The organism is Rhodococcus ruitaii, from assembly GCF_055230935.1.
Genome location: NZ_JBUYWC010000002.1, coordinates 473,899 through 495,725 on the forward strand (window position 1 = coordinate 473,899; position 21,827 = coordinate 495,725).

Below are 21,827 nucleotides of genomic sequence, written 5' to 3' on the forward strand. Positions count from 1 at the left end.
GACTCCGATCAGTAGCAGTGTCGTGTGCGGCACGGCGGCCGGTTCAGTGATGAGATCGGTCGACCGCTCACCACGACGAAACACCGTGCCCTTGGGACATGGTCAACCCTCGGGGCACGTGGTGTCCTCCTCGGGCATGATGCCGTCGACCAGATAGCCGGTGACGACGTCCTGGGCGCAGGGATTGTCGCCGAGGGCATAGACACCGTGTCCGCTGCCGTCGACGGTCAGTAGCCGGGAGCGCTCGCCGAACTTCTCGTCCAGCAGTTCACCGCCACGCAGTGGTGTCACGGGGTCGCGGCGGTTCTGTGCGATCAGGATGTTTGTCGGGCCCTCGTCGTCGATCGCCACCGGCGGCTCGATGGGTGTGTCCTGCCAGAACGCGCACGGCATGATGTTTGCGGTCGCAGCCCCGAAGAGCGGGTACATCGCGCGGTCTTCGTCCACTGCTCGCCGGTAGGTGTCGACGTCGTCGGGCCATTCGACGTCGTTGCACGTCACCGCGAGGAAGACCGACCAGCTGTTGTCTGCCGGGGATGGCGCCCCGTTGCCTGTCGGGGGCGCATCCGTGCTTGCCGGGGGCTCACCGGTGGGCGCGGACTCAGTGGGCTTCAGAAGGGACTGCCAGTTCTGGGCTGCTGTCTCGTAGGAGGCCGGGTTGTACAGCGTCACGAAAGTGGCCAAGCGGAACAGGCGGCCGTTGATCCCGTCCTTGGGGGTTCGATCGAGACGCTCGGCGATGACGAAGTAGGTGTCGCGCACCTGTTGCGCCGTCTCACCGAGGCCGTATCGATCGTGCTGTGCGGCAGCCCATTCTGCGAAGTCGGGGAACGTCTCCTCCATACCGCGCGCGTATCGGCGCATTCCCTCGTGATCGAGGTGGGTGTCGCCGATGTTGCTGTCGAGCACGATCCGATCCGAACTCTCGGGAAACATCGAGGCGTACGCGGCACCGAGCGCGGAGCCATAGGAGTATCCGAGGAAGCTCGCTTTCTCCTCACCGAGCGCTGCCCGGATGCGGTCCAGGTCGCGGGCCATGTTCGCTGTGTTCACATGGCGCAGTCGTCCGTCGTGGTCATTGGCTGCGCATCGTTCGGCGACTTCTTCCGCAGTGGCAGCCTGTTCGGCAAATGCTGCCTTGTCGGCGGCGTACGGCGGGACCGCGCCGTAGTACTCCAGGTCGTCGGTGAATCCGCAACTGATCGGCGAGGAGTGCCCGACTCCGCGGGTGTCCATGCCGATCAGGTCGTAGCTGTCCAGCACGCTCGGCGATATACCCTGAGATACAAGAAAGTTGGGCTGGTCCAGCCCGGTCCCGCCGGGGCCGCCCGGGTTCAGCAGCAACACACCTCGTCGTGCGTCCGGATTGTTCGACGGCAGCCGGGAAATCGTCAGGTCGATCTGTGCGCCCTCGGGATCGTCGTAGTCCAGGGGGACGGGCACAGTGGCGCATTGCAGCTGGAGCGGGCCCTCGTCGGGATTCTCGACACCGTCGGGGCACGCGCGCCACTGCACATCAGTCGAACCCGTCGGCGCCGTGCTGATGTGCGCAGGTGTCTGCGAACAGCCGGTGACGATCATGGTTGTCAGTGCAATGGCCGCGGTCGTGGTGCGAGGTTTCATGTGATTTCTTCCTGAGTTCGCAGGTCGAAGGGGATTCTCCGCTGGAACGGCGGAGATCAGCACGCTGTACTATTCACTGGGTGACCCGACGGTAGCACACTGTACTAGTACGGCGTGCTGGCAATGGAGGAGTGGGACGATGGAGCGGAATCAGGGTGGTCTCGACACGAAGGCCAGGATCATCGTCGCGGCCTGCGAGATGATCGACGAGGATCAGGCGTCGACGCTGAGCGTGCGGACGGTGGCGGCACGAGCCGGGGTGAGTATGGGATCGTTGCGTCATCACTTCCCGACGCAGCGTGCCTTGCGGGACGCCGTCCTCGAAACGATCTACGACGTGGTCGCACCCGACAGCGAGATCATGCACGACACGTCGGTGCCGGCGCGCGATCGGTTGGTCCGGTGCCTCCGGCAGGTCCTGAGTGTGGAAGTGGGCCAGCAATCGCGACAAGTCTGGATCAAGTTCTTCGACGCCTTCGTCGTCCCCGAACCCACCGAGGACATCCGAACCGCATACGTCGCCATGGCAAGTGAAGGCGAGCGCCGAGTCGAACACTGGCTCACGCTTCTCGCGGATGAAGGCGCGTTACCCAAAGGTGCCGTCACGGCGTACGCAAGGCTCCTGAATACTGTTCTCAGCGGCCTGTCGATGGAGCGAGCGCTGCCGTCCGATCACTCCATTCTTCAACGGGAAACTGAAATCCTCTACACCGCGGTCGATTCGATCCTCAACCCGCCCGCATGATCCTCCGATGCCCCGCGGTGCTGGTGTAGCGTTCCTCACGACGAGGGGGAAGTAGGCAAGGATCCGATTCGGTCGATGGCAGCGAAATCTCCTATATCATGCAGGGGAGAACGCCGCTGGCACGGCGCATGCTTTTCCCAAGGCACACTCGGCCGAAGACAGTAATGCGAGAATTCGGCCCCTTCCCGGGAGGACGAAGCATTGACCAGAATCAGCGACCCCCACAGCCCCGCTCCGGTATCACTCGCCGACCACCCTTTCCTTACCGGCGTCTTTGCGCCGCAGCGTTCGGAGGTCGACGTCGACAACCTCCGCGTCACCGGTGAACTGCCCTCGGACCTGTCCGGCAGCTACCTTCGTAACGGCCCGAACCCTCGATTCGACCCGATCGGATCGTTCGTCTATCCCCTGGACGGCGACGGCATGGTGCACCGCATCACCCTCGATCACGGGCGTGCGTCCTACAGCAACCGCTTCGTCCGCACGCCCATGGTCGTGACGGAGGAGGCAGCGGGGCACGCCCTGTGGTCGGGGATCACCGACGGGTACACGCCCCCCGCCGAGGTCGTGGGGGACGCGCTGGCAGGCACTGTCCGCCAATTGCCCGACATCAACGTCGTCCACCACGCGGGTCGCCTAATGGCCATGGCCGAAGCCGACAAGCCGTACCGGCTCGACCCGGCCGATTTGCGGACACTGGGCGAGGAGGACTGCTCCGGCGCCATGCGGGTGGGCAGCACCGCCCACCCGAAGATCGACCCGCGCACCGGGGAGATGGTGTTGTTCAACTACGCCCTCGAAGCGCCGTACCTCACCTGGTCGGCGGTGGGGACGGACGGGCAAGTAGTGCGGGAACCGACTGCGGTGTACGGACTGGACGAACCGGTGATGATCCACGACATGGCGCTCACCGAACGCTACGTCGTCCTGTTCGTGTGCCCGCTGATCTTCGACCTCGCCGCAGCGATGACCGGCGGGTCGCTTTTGTCATGGCGTCCCGACAACGGCACCCGGATTGCGTTCATCCCTCGCGACGGCGGAACGGTGCGATGGATCGACACCGCCGCGTTCTGGGTGTGGCATTTCGCCAACGCATTCGACAATCCCGACGGCACCGTCACGGTCGACTATGTCGAATGGACCTACCCAAGCGGGTTCGCCGATATTGCGTCGCCCGCCACTTCCGAACTCGTACGGGCGCAGTGCAATCCTGCCACCGGCGCGTTCAGTCGCACATCGGTCGGTGATCGTGTGAATCTCGAGTTCCCCCGAGTCGACGATCGGCTGCTCACCCTCGACCATCGCCGGGTCGCAACCGTGGGTAAATCCGACACCGACCGAAGCGACCTCGACAGTCTCTGGTTCCACGATCTGCACTCCGGAACCGAGGCGTGCTGGACCCCGTCTGTGGCGATCGGTGAACCCATCTACATCCCCGGCCCCCACCACGATTACTGGGGTGCAATCGGCACCGATCCCGTCGACATGTGCTCGCGGTTCTATCTTCTCGACGCCGACAATCCGGCCGACGGACCCCTCGCGACGATCGAGTTGCCCCTTCGCGTACCGGCCGGGCTCCACGGACTCTGGGATCCGACGACACCGTGAGCTTGCCGCGATCATTCCAGCTTCCCGCTGCGGCGATTGCGTGTGCGGGAAGCAGGAATGATCGCGGGAACATCCAGTAACACCTATCCCGACCGCGCCGAACGAGCAGACGGCTACCGCCTGAACAGCGGATGCAACCCCAGGTGTGGATGTGCCGCCTGGCATCATGCGGAGGTGACGCACATTCGGCTCCTCGCGACAGACCTCGACTGCACCCTGCTGCGGTCCGACCGCACGATCTCGCCTCGCACCGCCCGAGCCATGGAAGACGCGCGACGGTCGGGCGTCGAAGTGGTGTGGGCGACGGCTCGCGCTCGGCATTCGGTACACGACCTGGCGCAGTCGTGCGGATTCCGCGGCAAAGCGATCTGCGCGAACGGCGCCGTGGTCCTCGACCTGGCAGACGGCACTCCGGTGATCACCGCGACGACGACGATTACGGTGGCGTCGGCCGCAGCGGCGATGGACCGGGTACGGGCGTTGATACCCGGAGTCGTATTCGCGAACGTCGGCCCCACCCGCTTCGTCGCCGAGCGGGCGTACGCGGCACTGTGTGAATTCGCCGACCACCACCGGCATCCGCACGAGATGACGCTGTCGGAAATGCTGCCCGACATCGACGAGCCAGTGGTGAAGATCGTCGCCCGACATCCGGAGGTTTCCAGCGCGGAGCTGTACCGGACGGCAGTGGCGGCCGGGGTCGACGGTGTCGAGTTGACGCACTCTGGTGCGCCGTGCGTGGAGATGTCGGCGTCCGGCGTCTCCAAGGCGAGTGCGCTCGCCGAGCTCTGCGCGGTCGACGGGATTTCTGCGGAGGAGGTTGCCGTCGCGGGCGATGCCATCAACGACATCCCGATGCTGACGTGGGCGGGCACGGCGCTCTGTCCGTCCAATGCGCTGCCGGAAGTGCTCGCACTGGCCGACCACGTACTGCCGGGCAATGACGAAGACGGTGTCGCCGGCTACCTGGAGAGCCTTGTCGGTGTCGCAGTGGATTCCGCAGCGTTACAGGGCGATTGGTGAACTACTCGGCGAGCCACCTCCGCCGACTCGCACCCTACGTCGCGTCGAGTTCGACCGCGCGAACATGCAGCGCATGCCGGTCGATCTTGCCGACGTGGTTACGCGGCAGATCGGTCACGAACGTCCAGCGATCGGGCACCTTGTAGGCCGCCAGTCGCTCGGCGGCGAACTCCCGCAGGTCGGCTTCGGTGGGCGGGTCGGCGAGTCTGTGCTTCAGTTCGACGAACGCGTGCACGAGCGACCCGAGCCGCGCGTCGGGCGTGCCGACGACCCCGCACAGCTCGACGCCGGGACTCGCCTCGAGCACATCCTCCACTTCGCCAGGGGCGATGTTGGATCCGCCCTTGATGATGATCTCTTTGATGCGCCCCTGAAAGTGCAGGTAGCGGTCGGTGTCGCGGCTTCCCAGGTCTCCGGTGCGCAGCCAGTCGCCGACGAAGGTCGCCGCCGTGTGCTCGGGGTCGTCCCAGTACCCGGTCATCACCGAGTTGCTACGCACCCATATCTCGCCGGTTTCGCCGGGCGCGGCATCCGGCACCTGCGAACCGTCGGGGCCGTCCGCGGAGAGGGTTGCGGCGACGATGCGCACATCGACGCCCGCGCGAGGAAGGCCGAACGAGCCACGCTCGACCAGCCCGAACGGCGGGTTCATGCTCACGGCTTCGCATTCGGTCAGGCCGTACAGCTGGTTGAGCTGCAAATCGGTGACCTTCGCGAACTCGTCGTAGAGATCGGACGACATCTGATCGCCGCCGCACGCGACCTCGCGGAAGCACCCGAAGTCCACGGTCTTCGCGCGCGGGTCGACGACGGCGTCGAGTAGTTGCGCGGGCAGCAGCACGGTGCGCGTGGGCCGGTGCGTGTGCACCGCGTCGAGGAACAGCCCCGGATCGCTCTCTGCGAGTATCACCACGGTGCCCCCTGCGTGCAGGGTCGGAAACGTCACGCCGATCGAGCCTCCGGCATGGCAGATCGCGGTGGCTGCCAGCGAGATGTCGTCGGCGTCCAGCTGCTGTGTGGTCACCCGGCTCGCTGCGGTCGCTCCGATCGAGCGATGCGTGTGGGTGACGCCCTTCGGCTTGCCCGTGCTGCCCGAGGTGTAGAGGATCATCGCGGGATCGTCGTCGTCGAGGTCGGGCCAGGCGACCGGCTCGGACGCCGCGTCCACCACGTCGCTCCACCGGTTCGGTGCGTCGGATGCCACGTCGCCGCCGTACACGTACATCCCGATGAGGCTTGGTGCCTGCGCGGACACGTCCTTCACGATCGGCAGCAGTGCCTCGTCGGCGATCAGCAACTTCGCCTTGCAGTGGTTGATCGCGAAGACGACCTCATCGGTCTGGAAGCGGTGGTTCAGCGGCACCGCGATCGCGCCGATACGAAAGCACGCGAAGTACAGCTCGACGTACTCCCACCCGTTGCGCATGAAGATCGCCACGCGATCGCCGCGGCCGATCCCGAGCGAGAGCAGGCCGCGGGCCGAACGCTCGATCGCGTCGTACAGCTCCCGGTAGGACAGCACGGTGTCCTCGAATACGAGGGCGGGTTTGTCGGGTGTGGCGGCAAGCGCGTCCTGCATCAGGTGGCTGAGCAGCATCACGTCAATGTATCAGCGGGCGGCTTCGAGCGTACGGCAAAAGCCTGGCGTGGAAGGCGGTTTGTGTGTGAGCTTTCCGCGATCACCACAGCTTCCCGCACCCGCAATCGCAGCCGCGGGAAGCTGGAATGATCGCGGGAACATTCAGCCGGACGGGGGATCGTGCGAGTCAGTGGGGGGCGCACTCATCGGCACGGAAAGCGCGTGACGGTCTTGCGCGAGCCCGAACCGCCACCGGGATACTTGTGCATGTAGTGGAATAGTGGAACGCAGCCGATGCTGAAGGAGATTCCCGAGATGCGACCCACTGGTCTCACCGCAAACCTGAACGTCCCGAACATCGAGGAAGCCCGCAGCTTCTACGCCGAGTATCTCGGGCTTTCCGTCGAGGAGATGAATCTGGGATGGGTCGCCCGTTTCACAACCCCCGACGGGCGCGCCGCCGTGCAACTGGTGAGCGGCGACGAGACAGCACCCGTGGATTCCGCATTGTCCATCCATGTCGGTGACGAGGTGGAGGCCGCCTACGAGGACGCGCAGCGGCGCGGATTCGAGATCGTGTACCCGCTGACGACGGAGCCGTGGGGTGTGCGGCGATTCTTCGTGCGCGCGCCGGACGGCACCGTGGTCAACATCGTGAGCCACTCGGACGATCAATAGCCTTCGGCGTCTGTTGCGTCACCCGGCTGTGTCGGGACCTGCAACTGATGATCCTCTGTACTGCCGAGCGGTCTTGATCAGACCCGCCGCCACGATGACCTGCCCGACCATGAGCGACGCGGGTAACAGAAGCAGCTCCCAGCCCGTCGAGGCGAAGCCGAACGCCCACACAACGATGACAATCGCCAGCGCCAAAGTTGTCACCTGCCCGATGGTCATGAGCGCCGTCGCCAGATCGCGAGTGCGCCTGCCGAGGACACCGGCCACCCCGACGGTGGCCCCGATGAGTGAGCAGGGCAGCCCGATCAGAGTTGGAAGCACCACCATGTACTCGACGCTGCCTCCGACCTCGACAACCCCGGAGGCGACCAGCTGCGGAACGACGAAAAGCAGGATCGGTGCCGCGCACAGCGCAGAGATCGTCGACACAACCGGAAGTAGCCGCATGGGCATCAACGTACTTGGATCAGCGGCAGCGCTGACAACAGGTGGGACGACTTCGGTTCCTGACTGGAGGTGTGACGTGCCGGCGTGATTCAGGTAGGAACGCGGGTCACTGCGATCGCGCGTTCGTGCAGACTGCCGAGGACCAAGGTGCGGTCGTGTTCGACGACCCCGGTGACCATGGCGTAATCGGCGCCGTCCTGCTGCAGGTCGTGGACGATCGAGCCGTCCGCTGCTATACCCAGCACCCACGCGGTGCGGGCGGGGGTGGGAAGGAGTCGTTCGGGCAGCATCCACATCGCCCTGCGCAACACTCCAGGTAGCGGAAGCAGACCGTCCAGCAACGGATTTCGTGGTGATGCGAGGGTCACCCAGATGAGTCCGTCGCTTCCGAGGGCGATGTTGTCGGGGAATCCGGGCAGGTTGTCCACGAGCGTTTCTCGGGTGCCTGCCTCGGGGCCGCGCAGCCAGTATCGGTTGAGTCGGTAGGCGGCGGTTTCCGCGACGATCAACGCCGAACGGTCGGGCGTGAACGCCACGCCGTTGGCGAACTGCAGACCGTCGAGCAGTGTCTCCACTTCGCCCTCGGGCGATCGGCGGAACAAGCGGCCGGTGCCGGAGTGTTCGACCAGGTCGCCCATCCACTGTTGCAGCGGCCAGCGACGCGAAGATGCGGTGAAGTAGATCGTTCCGTCATCCGGGTCGGCCACGACATTGCTCGCGAAGTTCAGTGGCTCGTCGTCGACCGCGTCGACCAAGACGGTGACAGAACTGCCCGCACCGGGCCAGCGCAAGAGTCCACGCTCGGCATCGCAGATGAGCAGCGACCCGTCCGCGCCGGCGTGGAGGCCCAGTGGGCGACCGCCCGTGTCGAGCACTGCGGTGACTTCCTGCGTGTCGAGGTCGACCCGCAGAATCTCGCCGGTATCGATACCGGTATAGATGCATCCGTCTGTGCCGAGAACGACGTCTTCGGGGCCGACTCCCGGCAGCATGATTCGTCGTACCGACGGTAGTGGAGGTGTGCTGGTTTTCCTTCTTGCTCGCGCTGGTGCCGGGGGCGGTGTCCAACGATGTGGCCGTAGGCGAGTGGCGGAACCGGAAGTTGCGATCATGTTGTCTACTCCTACGACGCACGTGAGGTGATCAAGAGGATACGGCGTGTGTTGCACGTCCATGTCGATCGGAAGTGTCGGTGCGTTGCTATCGGGGCTTCGTATCCGCGGAGCATCCGAGGGAAGCGGTTCCCAGTACACAGCGCCACAGGTACCGGGGAGGCCGGCCTACCCCAGGTGGTGGTGCGTGCCGTCCGACGGGGTGACTCTCGCCGGGGCGACGACGTGTACGTCATTGACCCAGAACGGTTTTTCGGAGAAGCTGACTCACCATGGGGATCGCAGGGATGGCTATCGATGCCGTGAGCACGTTACGCCAACGTCTCGGTCGCTGGATTCAGACCAAGACCATCAACGGGCTCGAACCAGGACCACACGATATCGAGATCCGTAAGAAACTCCGCGTTCCGATGGACGACGGAGTTGTGCTTCTTGCCGACCTGATCACCCCACTCGGCGATGTCGATCCGCGTCTGCCCACTGTCGTGATTCGGGGCCCCTACGGACGAAGCGGCGGGGTGGCGATTTCGGCGCGCGCTCTCGCCCGCGAGGGTTTCCGGGTGGTGTTCCAGAGTTGTCGGGGCACGTGGGTTCCGAGGGCGTATTCACTCCGCAGATCGACGAACAGCGCGACGGTATGGCCACGCATCGCTGGGTCCGCGCTCAGCCGTGGCATTCCGGTCCGATCGCCACCTACGGTGCCAGCTACATGGGGTTCACCCAGTGGGCGGTGGCAGCGGAACTCGAAAGTGTCGACCCTGACACCGCCCCGGACGCGCTCTGCCTGCTTGTCACCATGCCCGACTTCGGTGCCACCACCTGGGAAAACGGTGCTTTCTCCATGCGCAATGCGCTCGGCTGGACGCAGATGATGGACAGGATGGACCACCGGGAGTTTCTGCCCCTGCTGCTGGGGCTACGCGGTCCGGATTCGAAATTGCGGAAGGCGTTCGACGTGCTGCCGCTGACTGCCGGCGACGTCGCAGCGAACGGGCGGAAGGTCGGCTGGTACCAGGATTGGGTCGCGCGTGAGGACCGTGAGGACCTCGCCGACCAGTACTGGACCCAGCAGTCGCATACTGCCTCCGTTTCCGAGGTCACCGCGCCGATCTTCATGGTCACCGGCTGGTACGACATCTTCCTGCCCTGGCAGCTACGCAACTACGCCCAACTCGTCGAGGCCGGCAGGCCGCCGCGCCTGACCGTGGGACCGTGGGCCCACCAGTCTCGCGGTATGGCCGCGCCGACGGTCGCGGGGACGGTCGAGTTCCTGAAAGAGCAGTTCGTCGATGCGCCCACCACACGCGTCGCACCGGTTCGTGCGTTCCGCACCGGGGCGGACGAGTGGCATGATCTGGCCACGTGGCCACCCCAGGGCGTCTCCGCCGAATCGCTGTTCCTTCAGCCCAGCGGCGGGCTCGGCGCAAACACGCCCCGCTGATGGTAGCACCGCCTACATCTATGACCCCTCCGATCCCACCCCTGCTCTCGGCGGCCCGAGGCTGGATCCGAAATCGGATCCAGTGGACAACACGGCGCACGAACGCCGGGCCGATGTGGTGGTGTTCCGCGGCGACGCACTTGCCGAACCCCTGACGGTCGCCGGTGAACCCGTCGCCCGAATCCGATTCCGCTCCTCTCGGCCCAGCACCGACCTGTTCGTCCGGATCTGCGATGTGCATCCGGACGGCCGCGCAATGACGGTCTGCGACGGCATCCGCCGGATCGGCTCGGTCGGAACGAAAGCCACCGATCCCGAACCTGATTCGGAAGGATTCCGAATATTGGAGGTCCGCCTGTGGCCGACATTCCATGAGTTCGGCGCCGGTCACCGCATCGGGATCCAGATCAGCTCCGGCGCGCACCCCCGCTATGCGCGCAACCCTGGGTCGGGTGAACCCGCTGCCACCGCGACCACCTTGCACCGGGCGGAGCAGGAGATCTCCCACGAATCGTCCACGCCGTCGTGCATCGAACTCCCGACGTGGTCGTTCTGAGCGCTCACTCCGTTTGCGGGTAAGGTCCATGTCGGCGGAAGCGGCGGCGCGATTATGACCGAACAGGACGACCGGTTGTATCCGGAGGCCGAACTCGAGGTCCGGTTGGTGGAGTGGCTGCCGCACCAGCGGTGGTTTGCCGCGAAGGGGCACACGATCACCGGCGTGCGAGTCGTACTGCGGCAACCCCTGGCCGAGGAGCCGGGGTTCGGTGCAGAGCACCTGCTCGTGGCAGTCATCTTCGATTCCACACCCGAGCAGATCTATCAGGTGCCACTCGGTTATCGATCGCATCTGCCGGACGAACTGGCAGCCGCGACGATCGCCGCGCCCGACGAGACAGCCGGCCACTCCGTGTTCGTGTACGACGGGCTACGCGACCAGGAGATCATCGGTCTGTACGCACAGAGCCTGGCTCGCGGCGGAAACCGCGGCCCCGTCGAACTACACACCGTTCCGGGGACGCAGATCGAGCCGGGGATGCGGGGGTGGGCACTGAGTGCGGAACAGTCGAATACGTCTGTTGTGCTCGGGGAACAGTTGCTGCTCAAAATGTTCCGTCGTGTCACACTCGGGATCAATCCCGACGTCGAACTCCACCTCGCGCTCGCAGAGGCGGGGTGCCGGTCGGTAGCGCCGATACATGCGTGGATCGAGGCGGATGTGGACGGCGTCCGTACCACCCTCGCGATGGTTCAGGACTTTGCGGCGAACTCTGCCGACGGCTGGTCGATGGCGCTCGGCAGCGTCCGCGACCTGCTCATCGAAGGAGATCTGCGCGCCGACGAGGTCGGTACGGACTTCGCGGGTGAGGCGCACCGGATGGGCGTCGCGGTCGCCGAGGTCCACGCTGATCTCGCCGCCGGTCTCGGTGTATCGGACCGCCCGGCGGCGGATCTCGCCGCGGGAATGGTCGGGCGACTCGAGGCTGCAGTCGCCGAGGTCGACGAACTCGCTGCCTTCGTGCCCGACGTGCGGGCGTTGTTCGAGGAGGTCGCGGCGATCGGCCCGGTCGCGGTGCAGCGTATCCACGGCGATCTGCACCTCGGCCAGGTGCTGCGGACACCGGAGCGGTGGCTGCTCATCGACTTCGAGGGTGAGCCGGCGAAGTCGCTCGCGGAACGTCGACGCCCTGACACGACGCTGCGAGATGTGGCCGGGATGCTGCGGTCCTTCGACTATGCGGCGCACCATTCGGTGCGCGAGCCCGAGCCCGACAGTGTCGCGACGCAGCGAGAGTTTCGGGCGGGGGAGTGGGCGCAGCGCAATTCGGCCGGGTTCTGTGACGGATATGCCGCAGGATCCGGATACGATCCGCGGGAGATCGGTGTACTACTTCGCGCGTACGAGGTGGACAAAGCGGTATACGAAGTGGTGTACGAGGCGCGGAACCGGCCGACATGGCTGAGACTGCCCCTTGCTGCGATTCGACGACTGACCCAGCCATGACAGGCAAGAGCGCAGTTCCCTCGAGGTCTCACTGCCGAACGGCGCGGATCGAACTTCGGTTGGATCGACGTCGCTATACGCCGTTGAAGTAACCAAAAATATCCGAGCGAGCCCGAATTGGGTGTGAGTGCGGACGTCCAGCCTGCGCCGCATATCGTGCAGGCATTCGCCGACTGGAGCTGCCACGGCGGCCTAGCCTGGTGAAATGACAATTCTCGTGACGGGAGCAACCGGAAACGTCGGCAGGCTCGTGGTGGACGAACTGATGCGAGCTGATGCCCCACACGTGCGCGCCTTGACCGTGAACCCCACGCGGGCAGCGTTACCCGATGACGTAGAAGTCGTCGAAGGCTATGTGGGCAAGCCGGATTCACTCGGCAAGGTGTTCGACGGCATCGACACCGTGTACCTCGCGCCGGTCCCCGCGGCAGCGCGGGAAGTCGCGATCCTCGCGCGCGACGCCGGGGTGCACCGGTTCGTCACCCTCACCGGCGGACCGGGAACCGACTGGTACGGCATCGAGGCCGACGTCGAAGCGTCCGGTCTCGAATGCACCCACCTCGAACCCGGCGAGTTCATGACCAACGCGACCATCTGGGCAGAGCAGATCCGCACGACGGGCGAGGTTCGCGGCACGTATCCGACCGCGGCGAACGCCCCGATCGCGCTCGAGGACATCGCCGCGGTTGCTGCGCAGGCACTGCTCGGCGAGTCCCAGTCCGGCCGAACGTATGAACTCACCGGGCCACAGTCGCTGACCCATCCGCAGATGGTGCAGGACATCGGTTCGGCACTCGGGCGCGACGTACCGTTCGTCGAGGTGTCGCGGGAGGAAGCGGAAGCGTTGCTTGCTCGCTCGATGGGTGAGTACGCCGGGTGGTATCTGGATGGTCGTGCACAGCTCGTCGATTATCCACAATCGGCATTGACAACGGTCGAGGAGATTCTCGGCCGGCCTGCGACGACCTTCGCTCAGTGGGCCGCCGCGAATGTCGAGCTGTTCCGCTGACCCGTAGAGCGCCTCACTCGCGCAGCGCGCCGAGTGCGTCACCCGGGGACAGTTCCACGGCGTTGCGTCGCCACAGGGTGCTCCCGGAGCCGAGTTCGTCCACGGGTCCCCGGGTCTGTTGTGCATCCAGATCGACGGACTCGGCTACGACGTGCTGCGCCGCTGCACAAGGTGCTGGTCGGATGGCAGATCATTGGACCGGACCGCACACAAGCGCAATACACTGGCAGGTGTGGAACCGGTCGTCGATTATTCCACCCGCGCAGTAGCGGAACCGCTGCGCGGACTGGTCGACGGCTACCTCGGCTATCGCATGACTGGATTCCCCTCAGGAATCCACCGCGGGCTGCCGTCGCGGCACATGACGTTCATCGTGAGCATCGGGGTCCCGATCGTCGTGTGTGCGCAGACCAATCCGGCGCAACGTCCCGACAGCTACCGGTGTGTACTCAGCGGTCTGCAGGCGTCGACCGCGCTGATCGCTCACGACGGCAGTCAGGAAGGTGTCGTGATCGAACTGTCGCCCGTGGGGTGTCGCGCCCTGTTCGGAATGCCGGCCGCCGAGTTGTGGGACGGCTCCTTCGAATCCGCCGACGTGCTGGGACGGGTGGGGAACGAGCTCTGGGAGCGACTGCAGGTACCCCTCGATTGGCCCGAGCGGTTCGATGCGTGTGACCGGGTCCTGCTTCGGCTGCTGCGGGAGAAGACCGTTGCTCGCGCGTTGTCGGCCACGTGGCAGGGGATCGTGGATGTCTTCGTTCGGCACCCCCGTGGTTGGCAGTGCGCCCTGTCCGCCCTGACCCCGAACTACGCCGCAGCCCACGAGACTGCACCGGAAGGGAATTCCTCATGAACACTGTCATGCCGCACCTGCTGTACGAGGACGTGGAGAGCGCGTTGTCGTTTCTGACTCGAGCTTTCGGGTTCGAGGAGACACTGCGCTTCAACGATCCCGCCGGGTATGTCAGCCACGCCGAGATGAGACTGGGTGAGGCGGTGATCATGCTGGGCGATCCCGGGCCGGACTACCGAGGCCCGGGCCGTCGCGGTGGCGCGACGGTGCAGATTCACGTCCAGGTGGACGATGTCGATTCGCTCTACCGCCGGGCGCGGGAGGCATGGGCGAACATCACTGCCGATCTCGAAGACCAGTCGTACGGCGACCGCAGTTTTTCCGCGGACGACCCCGAGGGCCACGCGTGGACGTTCGGACAGACGATCGACGAGGTGGCACCCGAGGACTGGGGGGGCGGTCGCTACCTGAGGACTCGGTGTAGCCACGCTCGAAACGATGTTTCCCCACTCCGGCGCCGGGGAACCCGGTGGGCATGTCCGTCCTTGTCGCAACCGAGAGCACCCGAGGCACTACCCGGCGCGCCGCTACGGTGATCGCGGGGTCGCTGGCCCAACACGGATTCGAGGTCACCCTGGGCACCTTGTCCGACCTCGAACGGGCCGCGGAGTTCGAGGCCATCGTCGTCGGGAGTGACGCGGAGGGTGACGGATGGCCCGACGTAGCGCGCGAGGCGTGCAGCCGCCACCCCCCGCTCTGAGGCAACGGCTGGTCTGGCTGTTCTCCGGCCCTGCACCCGACGGCGCGACGAGCGGCACCGTCGACCTGTCCGAACTGGCGGAGACGGTCACCGCACGGGATTACAAGTACTTCCCGGCGACCGATACCGAGCGGATCCTGTCGTGGACGGCGTTCATCGCCGATGAACTCCTTGGGCACAGCTGACCTATGTTGGTCGGTTCACCTGTCCGTCTACTTGCACGTCAGCTCTCACCGTATCGTCGATGTCCATGGATTTTCGGACGTGCCCTTGTTGGTCAGGGCAGCGCTCACCGGTGTCGAGCAGAGTCTTCAGACTGGACATGAACGCCAGCCAGCCGTGCTGGACGGACTCCAGACCCTTGCTCTAACCGCGCGCGGGACGCTCGCGTCGACCCAGCACCTCTACCACTACCGGGGCAGCGAGCTCCACGGCGAGCAGTAGATCATGGAAGCGGTGGGGCCGACCCAGGGTGGCGCGGGTCGCGAGCCGGCCGAAACCTCCGAGGGCCATCAGTCCGGCGAGGATACGCATCCGGTCCAGGTCCGGTTCGGAGCGAGCCGCGGCGTCGAGCCAACTCACACCGTAGCCGGCGAAGACGGGGCCCATGAAGCGCACGTGTGAGTCTACGGTCGCGTCATCGGTCATGCCGGGTTCCGCGGATACTCCGCCGACGAGCTGGATTCCTCCGATCGCGATGCAGGTCCATCCGGTCACGCGTCCTAAGATTCTCAGGGCTGACATGAGTCCATACTGACAGACACGGCGTGTCCGGACCGTGCCGATTATCCACATCAGACACTACTGCCGAAGGTCTCGATCTTGGGTGAATTCGAGAGTCTCCACGAGCTCCGTGATGTTGCCGGGCTGGTGATGTTTTCAGCAGCCGCAGGGCGCCATCGAGAATATCGGACTCTCGGTGAGGAGCTCTCTGACTCAGGAAAGATTCGGATGATTTTCCGGTATATCGTCGGTGATGGCTGGGTAGCAGGATCAGACCCCGGTGTCGAGGAGGTCGCCGAGATGGCGGTCGATCTGAGGCATGTAGGTCGGTGAGACACCGAACAAGCCCAAGTGGCCAAGGGTGTCTTCGACGACCCGCAGCTCGCTGTCCTTGATCAATTTCTGCTCGGGTGCGCAGTCCCGCACCGGGAACAGCTGCTCTTCGTCGATGGGCATGACGAAGGTCTTGGCGGTGATCCGACCGAGCGCCGCGGAGAGATCACCACCGGTGTGGCGGGCGACATCGCCGCGCTACCACGCCCATGCTTGAGTAAGCAGCGCGTATGGATCCATTGCAGTGAAGTAGGGTTCGAGGAATCCTGTGAGGAATGCGTCCCTGGAGTCGAAGTCCATTGCCCGCCAGATCTCCTGCTTCCAGAACTCGGTCGAGAAGCCGAGAACCGCCCAGATATGAGCTTGCCGGGTCAGGCCGTCGACGACCTGCTCGTGGGAGGTGTACTCACCGCCGTTCCATCCCGGATCCGACTGGATTGCCTCACGCATGATCTGGGCGATGAGGAAGTCGCCCGGCGTGTTCTGGGCAGTGCCCGCAATCGGTGCGGCACGCAAAGGCCTTGTCGGGGAAACGCACTGCCCATTCGTAAGTCTGCTGAGCTCCCATCGAACCGCCGGTCACGAGGGCAAGCCGTTCGACCCGAAATGCTCCCGCAGCAGGCGTTCCTGCGCGACCACGTTGTCGCCGATACGGACGTGCGGGAACTTCGACATCGCAATCCTCGAGCGAGCAGATGAAATGGGCGTCGGGTCAGCTCAGTTGAAAACCTTTGTACCCTGCGGCAGCCGCGGCAAGGGTCTTTTCCGATCGACGCGGACTCCGCCGATGTAGGAAAGGACTCGCCGGGGCTTGCCGGGGACGTTCGCGCCGTTGTACCAAGAGCCGGTCTTCGAAGCCAGCTGACGTTCGTGGTCTCGTCGTGGTGAGCAACCCACTCGTCTTCACCGGGGCAGGGTCGGCTCGATGACGGTGGTCGTTTGCCCGCACGTACCGGGTGTATTCGGCTACCCAACCGGTCTGTTGTTGCAGGCAGGTGGTCATATTGCACAGTGCTGTGCAAATCGTCGTCTGCCTCCGCGAGCAGCGCGACAACCGAGACCGAGTGTCAGCGACCTGTCGTCGGTTGCCCACGGACGGGTCACCGATGGTGTCGTCGAAAGCCACGTCGGGGCCGCTGCTTCATCTTCCAGGGTGTGGCGACTGGAATGGCACGATGGGGAGGGAGTCGTAGTTCCTACGGGCTGTGGTGATCCTCCGGTCTGGAACAACGAGCTATTCCGTGGCGTCGAGAGTTGAAGGAGAGCGGAAGGAATGCCAGCGAGTATGACGGAGTATCAGTTCTCGTCGAATGCTGTGAGCCTGTGATCACCGACTGGGGCGAAACCCTCGATCCCGACCGCGTCCTGCCCGAATACCCGCGTCCACAACTCGTGCGCGACTCGTACGTCAACCTCAACGGCCGCTGGGACTACGCGATCACCTCTGCCTCGGTGACCGAGCAACCCCGCGAATGGGACGGGGAGATCGTGGTGCCGTTCTCCCCGGAGGCACCGTTGTCGGGAGTCGATCGGATTCTGCAGCCCGACGAAGCGCTGTGGTATCGCCGGACCTTCACGCTGCCTGATGGTTTCGTGAGTGATCGCGTACTGCTCCAGTTCGGGGCGGTCGACCAGGACTGTGAGGTGTGGGTCGACGGAACTCTCGTGGGTGGACATCGAGGTGGCTATCTTCCATTCACCCTCGACATCACCGACGCTCTGCGCGGTGAGAGACACGACCTCGTCGTCCGGGTCCGCGACGTCACCGACACCTCCTGGCGCAGCCGTGGAAAACAGAAAATCGAGCGCGGTGGTATCTGGTACACGCCGCAATCCGGGATCTGGCAGACGGTTTGGCTCGAATCGGTACCGCAGCGTTGGGTCGCGCGGGTCGACCTCGTGCCGGATCCGGAGTCCGGTGAGGTCGAGATCTGTGTTGCGGCAGGAGGAACCGGATCGGATGCGGCCGACGTGGCAATTCGAACCGACGGCCGCGACGTCGTGTCCGGCACTGCGGCGGTCGGGGTGCCGACGCGGTTTCGGCTCGGCGACGACATGCGCCTCTGGTCGCCCGAGGATCCGTTCCTGTACGACGTGGAGGTGCGGCTCGGCGACGACCGCGTGTCGAGCTATGTCGGGATGCGGTCGTTCGGAATCGGACCGGACGTGACAGGCGCTACCCGGCTGCTGCTCAACGGCAAGCCGTATCTGCACGCGGGTCTGCTCGATCAAGGGTACTGGCCCGACGGCCTCTACACCGCGCCTTCGGACGAAGCGCTCGTCCACGACATCATCACGGCCAAGAAACTCGGCTACACGATGCTGCGTAAACACATCAAGATCGAGCCGCTGCGCTGGTACCACCACTGCGACAGACTGGGCATCCTCGTGTGGCAGGACATGGTCAACGGCGGTCGCAGCTACCGGCAGGCCGTCGTGACGGCACCCGTTGCTCTGCCCGTGAAGCTGGACGACTCCCACTACACGTGGTTCGGGCGGCAGGACATCGAAGGGCGTACAGACTTCCTCGAAGAGCTCGATGCTACTGTCGCGCTGCTGCGTTCGACGCCTAGTGTCGCCGCATGGGTGCCGTTCAACGAAGCCTGGGGGCAGTTCGATGCCGTCGCGACCACTGCGCGGATCAAGGAACTCGATCCCACCCGACCAGTCGACCATGCCAGTGGCTGGCACGACCAAGGCGGCGGTGACATGGCCAGCCGCCACGTCTACTTCCGGCCCTACCGGTTGGCGCGGGTCGACGCGAAGGACGAGCGGGCGGCCGTGTTGTCTGAGTACGGCGGGTATTCCTACCGGGTCCCGGGACATGCGTGGAGCAACGAGGAGTTCGGCTACCGCAAGTTCACCGACCGGTGGACCTACGAGCGCGCCTTCCTGCGTTTGCAGCACACCCAGCTCGGTCCGGCAATCGATGACGGACTGGCAGCGTTCGTGTACACCCAACTTGCCGACGTCGAAGAAGAAACGAACGGTCTGATGACCTACGACCGTCGTGTCCTGAAGGTCGACGCCGACGCCGTTCAGGCCGCGAACCTTCGGTTGCGCGGCCGGCACGACCACGCAGCCGGGGGAGCGGCGTCACCCCTTACGGTGCGCGAACGGGAGATTACCGAACCGGTGCCTCTGACCCGACCCGACGGACGCCTGAACCCCGGAGCGGTCGGGTGGACGCGCACACCGCTGATCGCCACCGACGGCATCGGCCGTGGCAAGGCGGGGAGGGGACGCAACAAGCGGTGGGAATACTGGGCGGTGACCACACCGACCCACGTGGTCGCCCTGGTGGTATCCGACATCGATTATGCGGCAGTGCACAGTATTTGGATGCTCGATCGGGAGTGCGGAGAAACGATCGCATACGACGCGATCGGTTTGCCTCGCACCGCGACACTGCCCGGCAATCTCGGTGAAGGCCCGGTTCGGTCCCGCACCAGGAAGGTGCGGATCGACATCGACGAGGTCGACCGCGGGACGCGCCTGCGGGCGCGTGGTGATCGTGTCGCGATCGACATCCTCGCTCAGCGTCCCGACGGCCACGAGTGTCTCGGCGTCGTCGTGCCGTGGACCGATCGGTTGTTCCAGTACACGGTCAAAGATGTCGCCCGACCCGCGACGGGGACTATCTGGGTGGACGGTGTTGCTGCCGATGTGCCGGAGGGGGAGTCGTGGGCGACTCTCGATCACGGTCGCGGACGCTGGCCCTACGCGGTGCACTGGAACTGGGGTGCCGGTGCTGGCCGCACCGACGGCAAGGTGATCGGTATCCAGGTCGGTGGGAAGTGGACCGACGGGTCCGGGTCAGTGGAGAATGCAGTGGTGGTCGATGGGCATCTGTCGAAAATCAGTGAAGAGCTCGTGTGGACCTACGATCCGGACGATTGGATGGCGCCGTGGCGGATCACCGGCGACACCGTCGACCTCACATTCACCCCTTTCCACCTGAAGAAGTCCGTCACCGACCTGAAAGTCTTCTCCTCCCGTACACACCAGTGCTTCGGTCACTGGTCCGGAACTGTCGCGGATGACACGGGAGTCCGTGTACCGGTGGAAGATATCGTGGGGTGGGCGGAGGATGTGCGTAACCGTTGGTGATGTCTGTTCCGGGGCTATCGGTGACAATCCGATAGGTATTCGAACGCCGTTCACCATCCGGGGTAGGCCGGTAGGGTTTCGGGTGGTGTGTCGGTGGTGAGTACGAAGTATTCGTTTTCGATGGCGTCGGGTGCGTAGTGGTGGCCCCATTGTCGGCAGGCTGCGGTGTGCTCCCGGCCGGATGAGCCGTCGATGTTGATGTTCCAGCCGGTGAAGACATCGTAGGTGGGGGCTTGCCATTGTGGGCGTCCGGCGCTGTCGATGGGTGGGGTGGACGTGGGCATGATCGGTTGAGGCTCCACTGAGTCAGGCGGAATCCGTTCGAACACGAACCGTGGATTGTGCTCTCCGGTTGTAACGGAGCGATTGTAGTGGCCGTCGGTGTTCTTCGCCGCGACATCGGCGTTCTGTCTGCACGTGTGGGCGACAAAGCCCGTGTCGGTGGTATCGATGCGCATGATGTGGAATCGCCCGGTGCCGACATGCTCCGCCGTGCCGCGGGACAACTCTTCGTATTGATCTTTTGTTTCTCGGTCGATGGCGCGGGAGAACCCTGGGTAGCTGTCGGTGAGGGGATTGCTGAGTGCAATCGCATTGGCTTCGAGGGCCGCGCGGGTGAGGGTGCCTTCTTCGCTGTACAGGTCGATGCCGGCTTCGTTGGACCAGATGATGGTCGAAGTGCGCAGGTTCTCGGGAACGGTGTAACTGCCTGCGGGGGTCGATTCTGTGGTGGTTGATGTCTCGGGCGGAGTGGCTTGGGTTGTGGTGCCGCAAGCGGCGACGGTCAGCGATGCGATCAGGATCAGCATCTTGAATGTCGGTGCCATGTGTGCGTTCACCATCCGGGGTAGGCCGGTAGGGTTTCGGGTGGTGTGTCGGTGGTGAGTACGAAGTATTCGTTTTCGATGGCGTCGGGTGCGTAGTGGTGGCCCCACTGTCGGCAGGCTGCGGTGTGGTCCCGGCCGGATGAGCCGTCGATGTTGATGTTCCAGCCGGTGAAGACATCGTAGGTGGGGGCTTGCCATTGTGGGCGCCCGGCGCTGTCGATGGGTGGGGTGGACGTGGGTTCGGTGGGCCGGGCCCCTGCTTGTGGTGCGTTGGTAGGGGTTCGTTCGAAGACGAACTTCAGGTTGAAGTCGCCGGTTGTGATGGAGCGGCTGTAGTTGCCGTCGGTGTTCTTCACTGCGACGTTGGACATCTGGCGACAGGTGTGCGCAATGAACCCGGTGTCGGTGGATTCGATGCGCATGATGTGGAAGTGGGCGGTACCGAAGTGTTGCGCTGTAATTGGGGGGAATTCCAGGTATTGCTCTTTCGATTCTTGGTCGATGGCGCGGGAAAATCCTGGGTAGCTGTCGGTGAGGGGATTGGCGAGTGCGATTGCGTCGGCTTCGATGGCAGCGCGCGCGAGGGTTGCTTCTTCACTGAAGAGATCGGAGTCGGCTTCAGCGGACCACACGATGGTGGAGGTGCGCCGGTTCTCGGGAACGGTGTAACTGCCTGCGGGGGTCGATTCCGTGGTGGTTGATGTCTCGCGCGGAGTGGCTTGGGTTGTGGTGCCGCAAGCGGCGACGGTCAGCGATGCGATCAGGATCAGCATCTTGAATGTCGGTGCCATGTGTGCGTTCACCATCCGGGGTAGGCCGGTAGGGTTTCGGGTGGTGTGTCGGTGGTGAGTACGAAGTATTCGTTTTCGATGGCGTCGGGTGCGTAGTGGTGGCCCCACTGTCGGCAGGCTGCGGTGTGGTCCCGGCCGGATGAGCCGTCGATGTTGATGTTCCAGCCGGTGAAGACATCGTAGGTGGGGGCTTGCCATTGTGGGCGCCCGGCGCTGTCGA

Annotated in this window: 18 protein-coding genes and 4 pseudogenes; 12 read left to right on the plus strand and 10 right to left on the minus strand. The window is 64.7% G+C overall.

The window, feature by feature from the left end; all coding sequences use genetic code 11:
• Positions 1-102: 102 nt before the first annotated feature.
• Positions 103-1,623, minus strand: coding sequence for an alpha/beta hydrolase (locus ACZI8W_RS03100; RefSeq protein WP_463367002.1), 1,521 nt, complete (start codon positions 1,621-1,623; stop codon positions 103-105).
• Between the two features lie 139 nt (positions 1,624-1,762).
• Here ACZI8W_RS03100 and ACZI8W_RS03105 point away from each other — a divergent pair, with 139 nt between their 5' ends.
• From ACZI8W_RS03105 to ACZI8W_RS03115, 3 genes are all read left to right on the plus strand, one after another.
• Positions 1,763-2,368, plus strand: a complete 606-nt coding sequence (locus tag ACZI8W_RS03105; protein ID WP_463367003.1) for a TetR/AcrR family transcriptional regulator — start codon at positions 1,763-1,765, stop codon at positions 2,366-2,368.
• A gap of 201 nt (positions 2,369-2,569) precedes the next feature.
• Complete coding sequence (locus tag ACZI8W_RS03110; RefSeq protein WP_463367004.1) at positions 2,570-3,976, plus strand: carotenoid oxygenase family protein; 1,407 nt, start codon at positions 2,570-2,572, stop codon at positions 3,974-3,976.
• 174 nt (positions 3,977-4,150) lie between these two features.
• The gene (locus tag ACZI8W_RS03115; protein ID WP_463367005.1) at positions 4,151-4,999 is read left to right on the plus strand and encodes an HAD family hydrolase; all 849 of its coding nucleotides are present in this window, start codon (positions 4,151-4,153) and stop codon (positions 4,997-4,999) included.
• A 34-nt stretch (positions 5,000-5,033) separates the two neighbouring features.
• Here the strand turns inward: ACZI8W_RS03115 and ACZI8W_RS03120 are convergent, their stop codons facing one another.
• Positions 5,034-6,596: a class I adenylate-forming enzyme family protein gene (locus tag ACZI8W_RS03120; RefSeq protein ID WP_463367006.1), complete on the minus strand. Its 1,563-nt coding sequence runs from the start codon at positions 6,594-6,596 to the stop codon at positions 5,034-5,036.
• A 297-nt stretch (positions 6,597-6,893) separates the two neighbouring features.
• Here ACZI8W_RS03120 and ACZI8W_RS03125 point away from each other — a divergent pair, with 297 nt between their 5' ends.
• Positions 6,894-7,256, plus strand: a complete 363-nt coding sequence (locus ACZI8W_RS03125; RefSeq protein ID WP_463367007.1) for a VOC family protein — start codon at positions 6,894-6,896, stop codon at positions 7,254-7,256.
• Positions 7,257-7,274: 18 nt separating this feature from the next.
• Here ACZI8W_RS03125 and ACZI8W_RS03130 read toward each other — a convergent pair whose 3' ends face one another.
• Both ACZI8W_RS03130 and ACZI8W_RS03135 read right to left on the minus strand, forming a co-directional pair.
• Positions 7,275-7,703 carry a hypothetical protein gene (locus ACZI8W_RS03130; RefSeq protein WP_463367008.1) on the minus strand — a complete coding sequence of 143 codons (429 nt, stop codon included), beginning with the start codon at positions 7,701-7,703 and terminating at the stop codon, positions 7,275-7,277.
• An 89-nt stretch (positions 7,704-7,792) separates the two neighbouring features.
• Positions 7,793-8,698 (minus strand): SMP-30/gluconolactonase/LRE family protein, encoded by a 906-nt coding sequence (locus ACZI8W_RS03135; RefSeq protein WP_463367045.1) that lies wholly within the window; start codon positions 8,696-8,698, stop codon positions 7,793-7,795.
• A 527-nt stretch (positions 8,699-9,225) separates the two neighbouring features.
• Between ACZI8W_RS03135 and ACZI8W_RS03140 the strand changes: the two are divergent.
• The 7 genes and pseudogenes from ACZI8W_RS03140 to ACZI8W_RS03170 all read left to right on the plus strand — a co-directional run bounded on the left by ACZI8W_RS03140 (position 9,226) and on the right by ACZI8W_RS03170 (position 15,008).
• Positions 9,226-10,256, plus strand: a pseudogene (locus ACZI8W_RS03140) (CocE/NonD family hydrolase).
• The gene (locus tag ACZI8W_RS03145) at positions 10,165-10,812 is read left to right on the plus strand and encodes a CocE/NonD family hydrolase (protein ID WP_463367009.1); all 648 of its coding nucleotides are present in this window, start codon (positions 10,165-10,167) and stop codon (positions 10,810-10,812) included. Before ACZI8W_RS03140 ends, ACZI8W_RS03145 begins: the two are co-directional and overlap by 92 nt.
• 54 nt (positions 10,813-10,866) lie before the next feature.
• Positions 10,867-12,261 (plus strand): maltokinase N-terminal cap-like domain-containing protein, encoded by a 1,395-nt coding sequence (locus ACZI8W_RS03150; RefSeq protein ID WP_463367010.1) that lies wholly within the window; start codon positions 10,867-10,869, stop codon positions 12,259-12,261.
• A gap of 205 nt (positions 12,262-12,466) precedes the next feature.
• Positions 12,467-13,270: an NAD(P)H-binding protein gene (locus ACZI8W_RS03155; RefSeq protein WP_463367011.1), complete on the plus strand. Its 804-nt coding sequence runs from the start codon at positions 12,467-12,469 to the stop codon at positions 13,268-13,270.
• A 232-nt stretch (positions 13,271-13,502) separates the two neighbouring features.
• Positions 13,503-14,123, plus strand: a complete 621-nt coding sequence (locus ACZI8W_RS03160) for a hypothetical protein (protein ID WP_463367012.1) — start codon at positions 13,503-13,505, stop codon at positions 14,121-14,123.
• Entirely contained in the window at positions 14,120-14,659 is a 540-nt protein-coding gene (locus ACZI8W_RS03165) for a VOC family protein (protein WP_463367013.1), read from the plus strand. Before ACZI8W_RS03160 ends, ACZI8W_RS03165 begins: the two co-directional genes overlap by 4 nt.
• A gap of 139 nt (positions 14,660-14,798) precedes the next feature.
• On the plus strand, positions 14,799-15,008 hold the full coding sequence (locus ACZI8W_RS03170; protein WP_463367014.1) for a hypothetical protein: 210 nt from the start codon (positions 14,799-14,801) through the stop codon (positions 15,006-15,008).
• A 181-nt stretch (positions 15,009-15,189) separates the two neighbouring features.
• On the opposite strand, the gene ACZI8W_RS03175 is transcribed toward ACZI8W_RS03170, so the two are convergent.
• The 3 genes and pseudogenes from ACZI8W_RS03175 to ACZI8W_RS03185 all read right to left on the minus strand — a co-directional run.
• On the minus strand, positions 15,190-15,618 hold the full coding sequence (locus ACZI8W_RS03175; RefSeq protein WP_463367015.1) for a DUF4345 domain-containing protein: 429 nt from the start codon (positions 15,616-15,618) through the stop codon (positions 15,190-15,192).
• Positions 15,619-15,816: 198 nt separating this feature from the next.
• Positions 15,817-16,566, minus strand: a pseudogene (locus ACZI8W_RS03180) (alpha/beta fold hydrolase); the annotation flags it as partial.
• A 25-nt stretch (positions 16,567-16,591) separates the two neighbouring features.
• Positions 16,592-16,894: pseudogene (locus ACZI8W_RS03185) on the minus strand (cyclohexanone monooxygenase); the annotation flags it as partial.
• A gap of 308 nt (positions 16,895-17,202) precedes the next feature.
• Here ACZI8W_RS03185 and ACZI8W_RS03190 point away from each other — a divergent pair.
• Entirely contained in the window at positions 17,203-19,989 is a 2,787-nt protein-coding gene (locus tag ACZI8W_RS03190) for a DUF2804 family protein (protein WP_463367016.1), read from the plus strand.
• Positions 19,990-20,039: 50 nt separating this feature from the next.
• On the opposite strand, the gene ACZI8W_RS03195 is transcribed toward ACZI8W_RS03190, so the two are convergent.
• The 3 genes and pseudogenes from ACZI8W_RS03195 to ACZI8W_RS03205 form a co-directional block, all read right to left on the minus strand.
• Entirely contained in the window at positions 20,040-20,816 is a 777-nt protein-coding gene (locus ACZI8W_RS03195; RefSeq protein ID WP_463367017.1) for a hypothetical protein, read from the minus strand.
• A gap of 8 nt (positions 20,817-20,824) precedes the next feature.
• A complete protein-coding gene (locus ACZI8W_RS03200; protein WP_463367018.1) occupies positions 20,825-21,607 on the minus strand; it encodes a hypothetical protein in 783 nt (260 codons plus the stop codon).
• A gap of 8 nt (positions 21,608-21,615) precedes the next feature.
• Positions 21,616-21,827: pseudogene (locus ACZI8W_RS03205) on the minus strand (hypothetical protein); the annotation flags it as partial.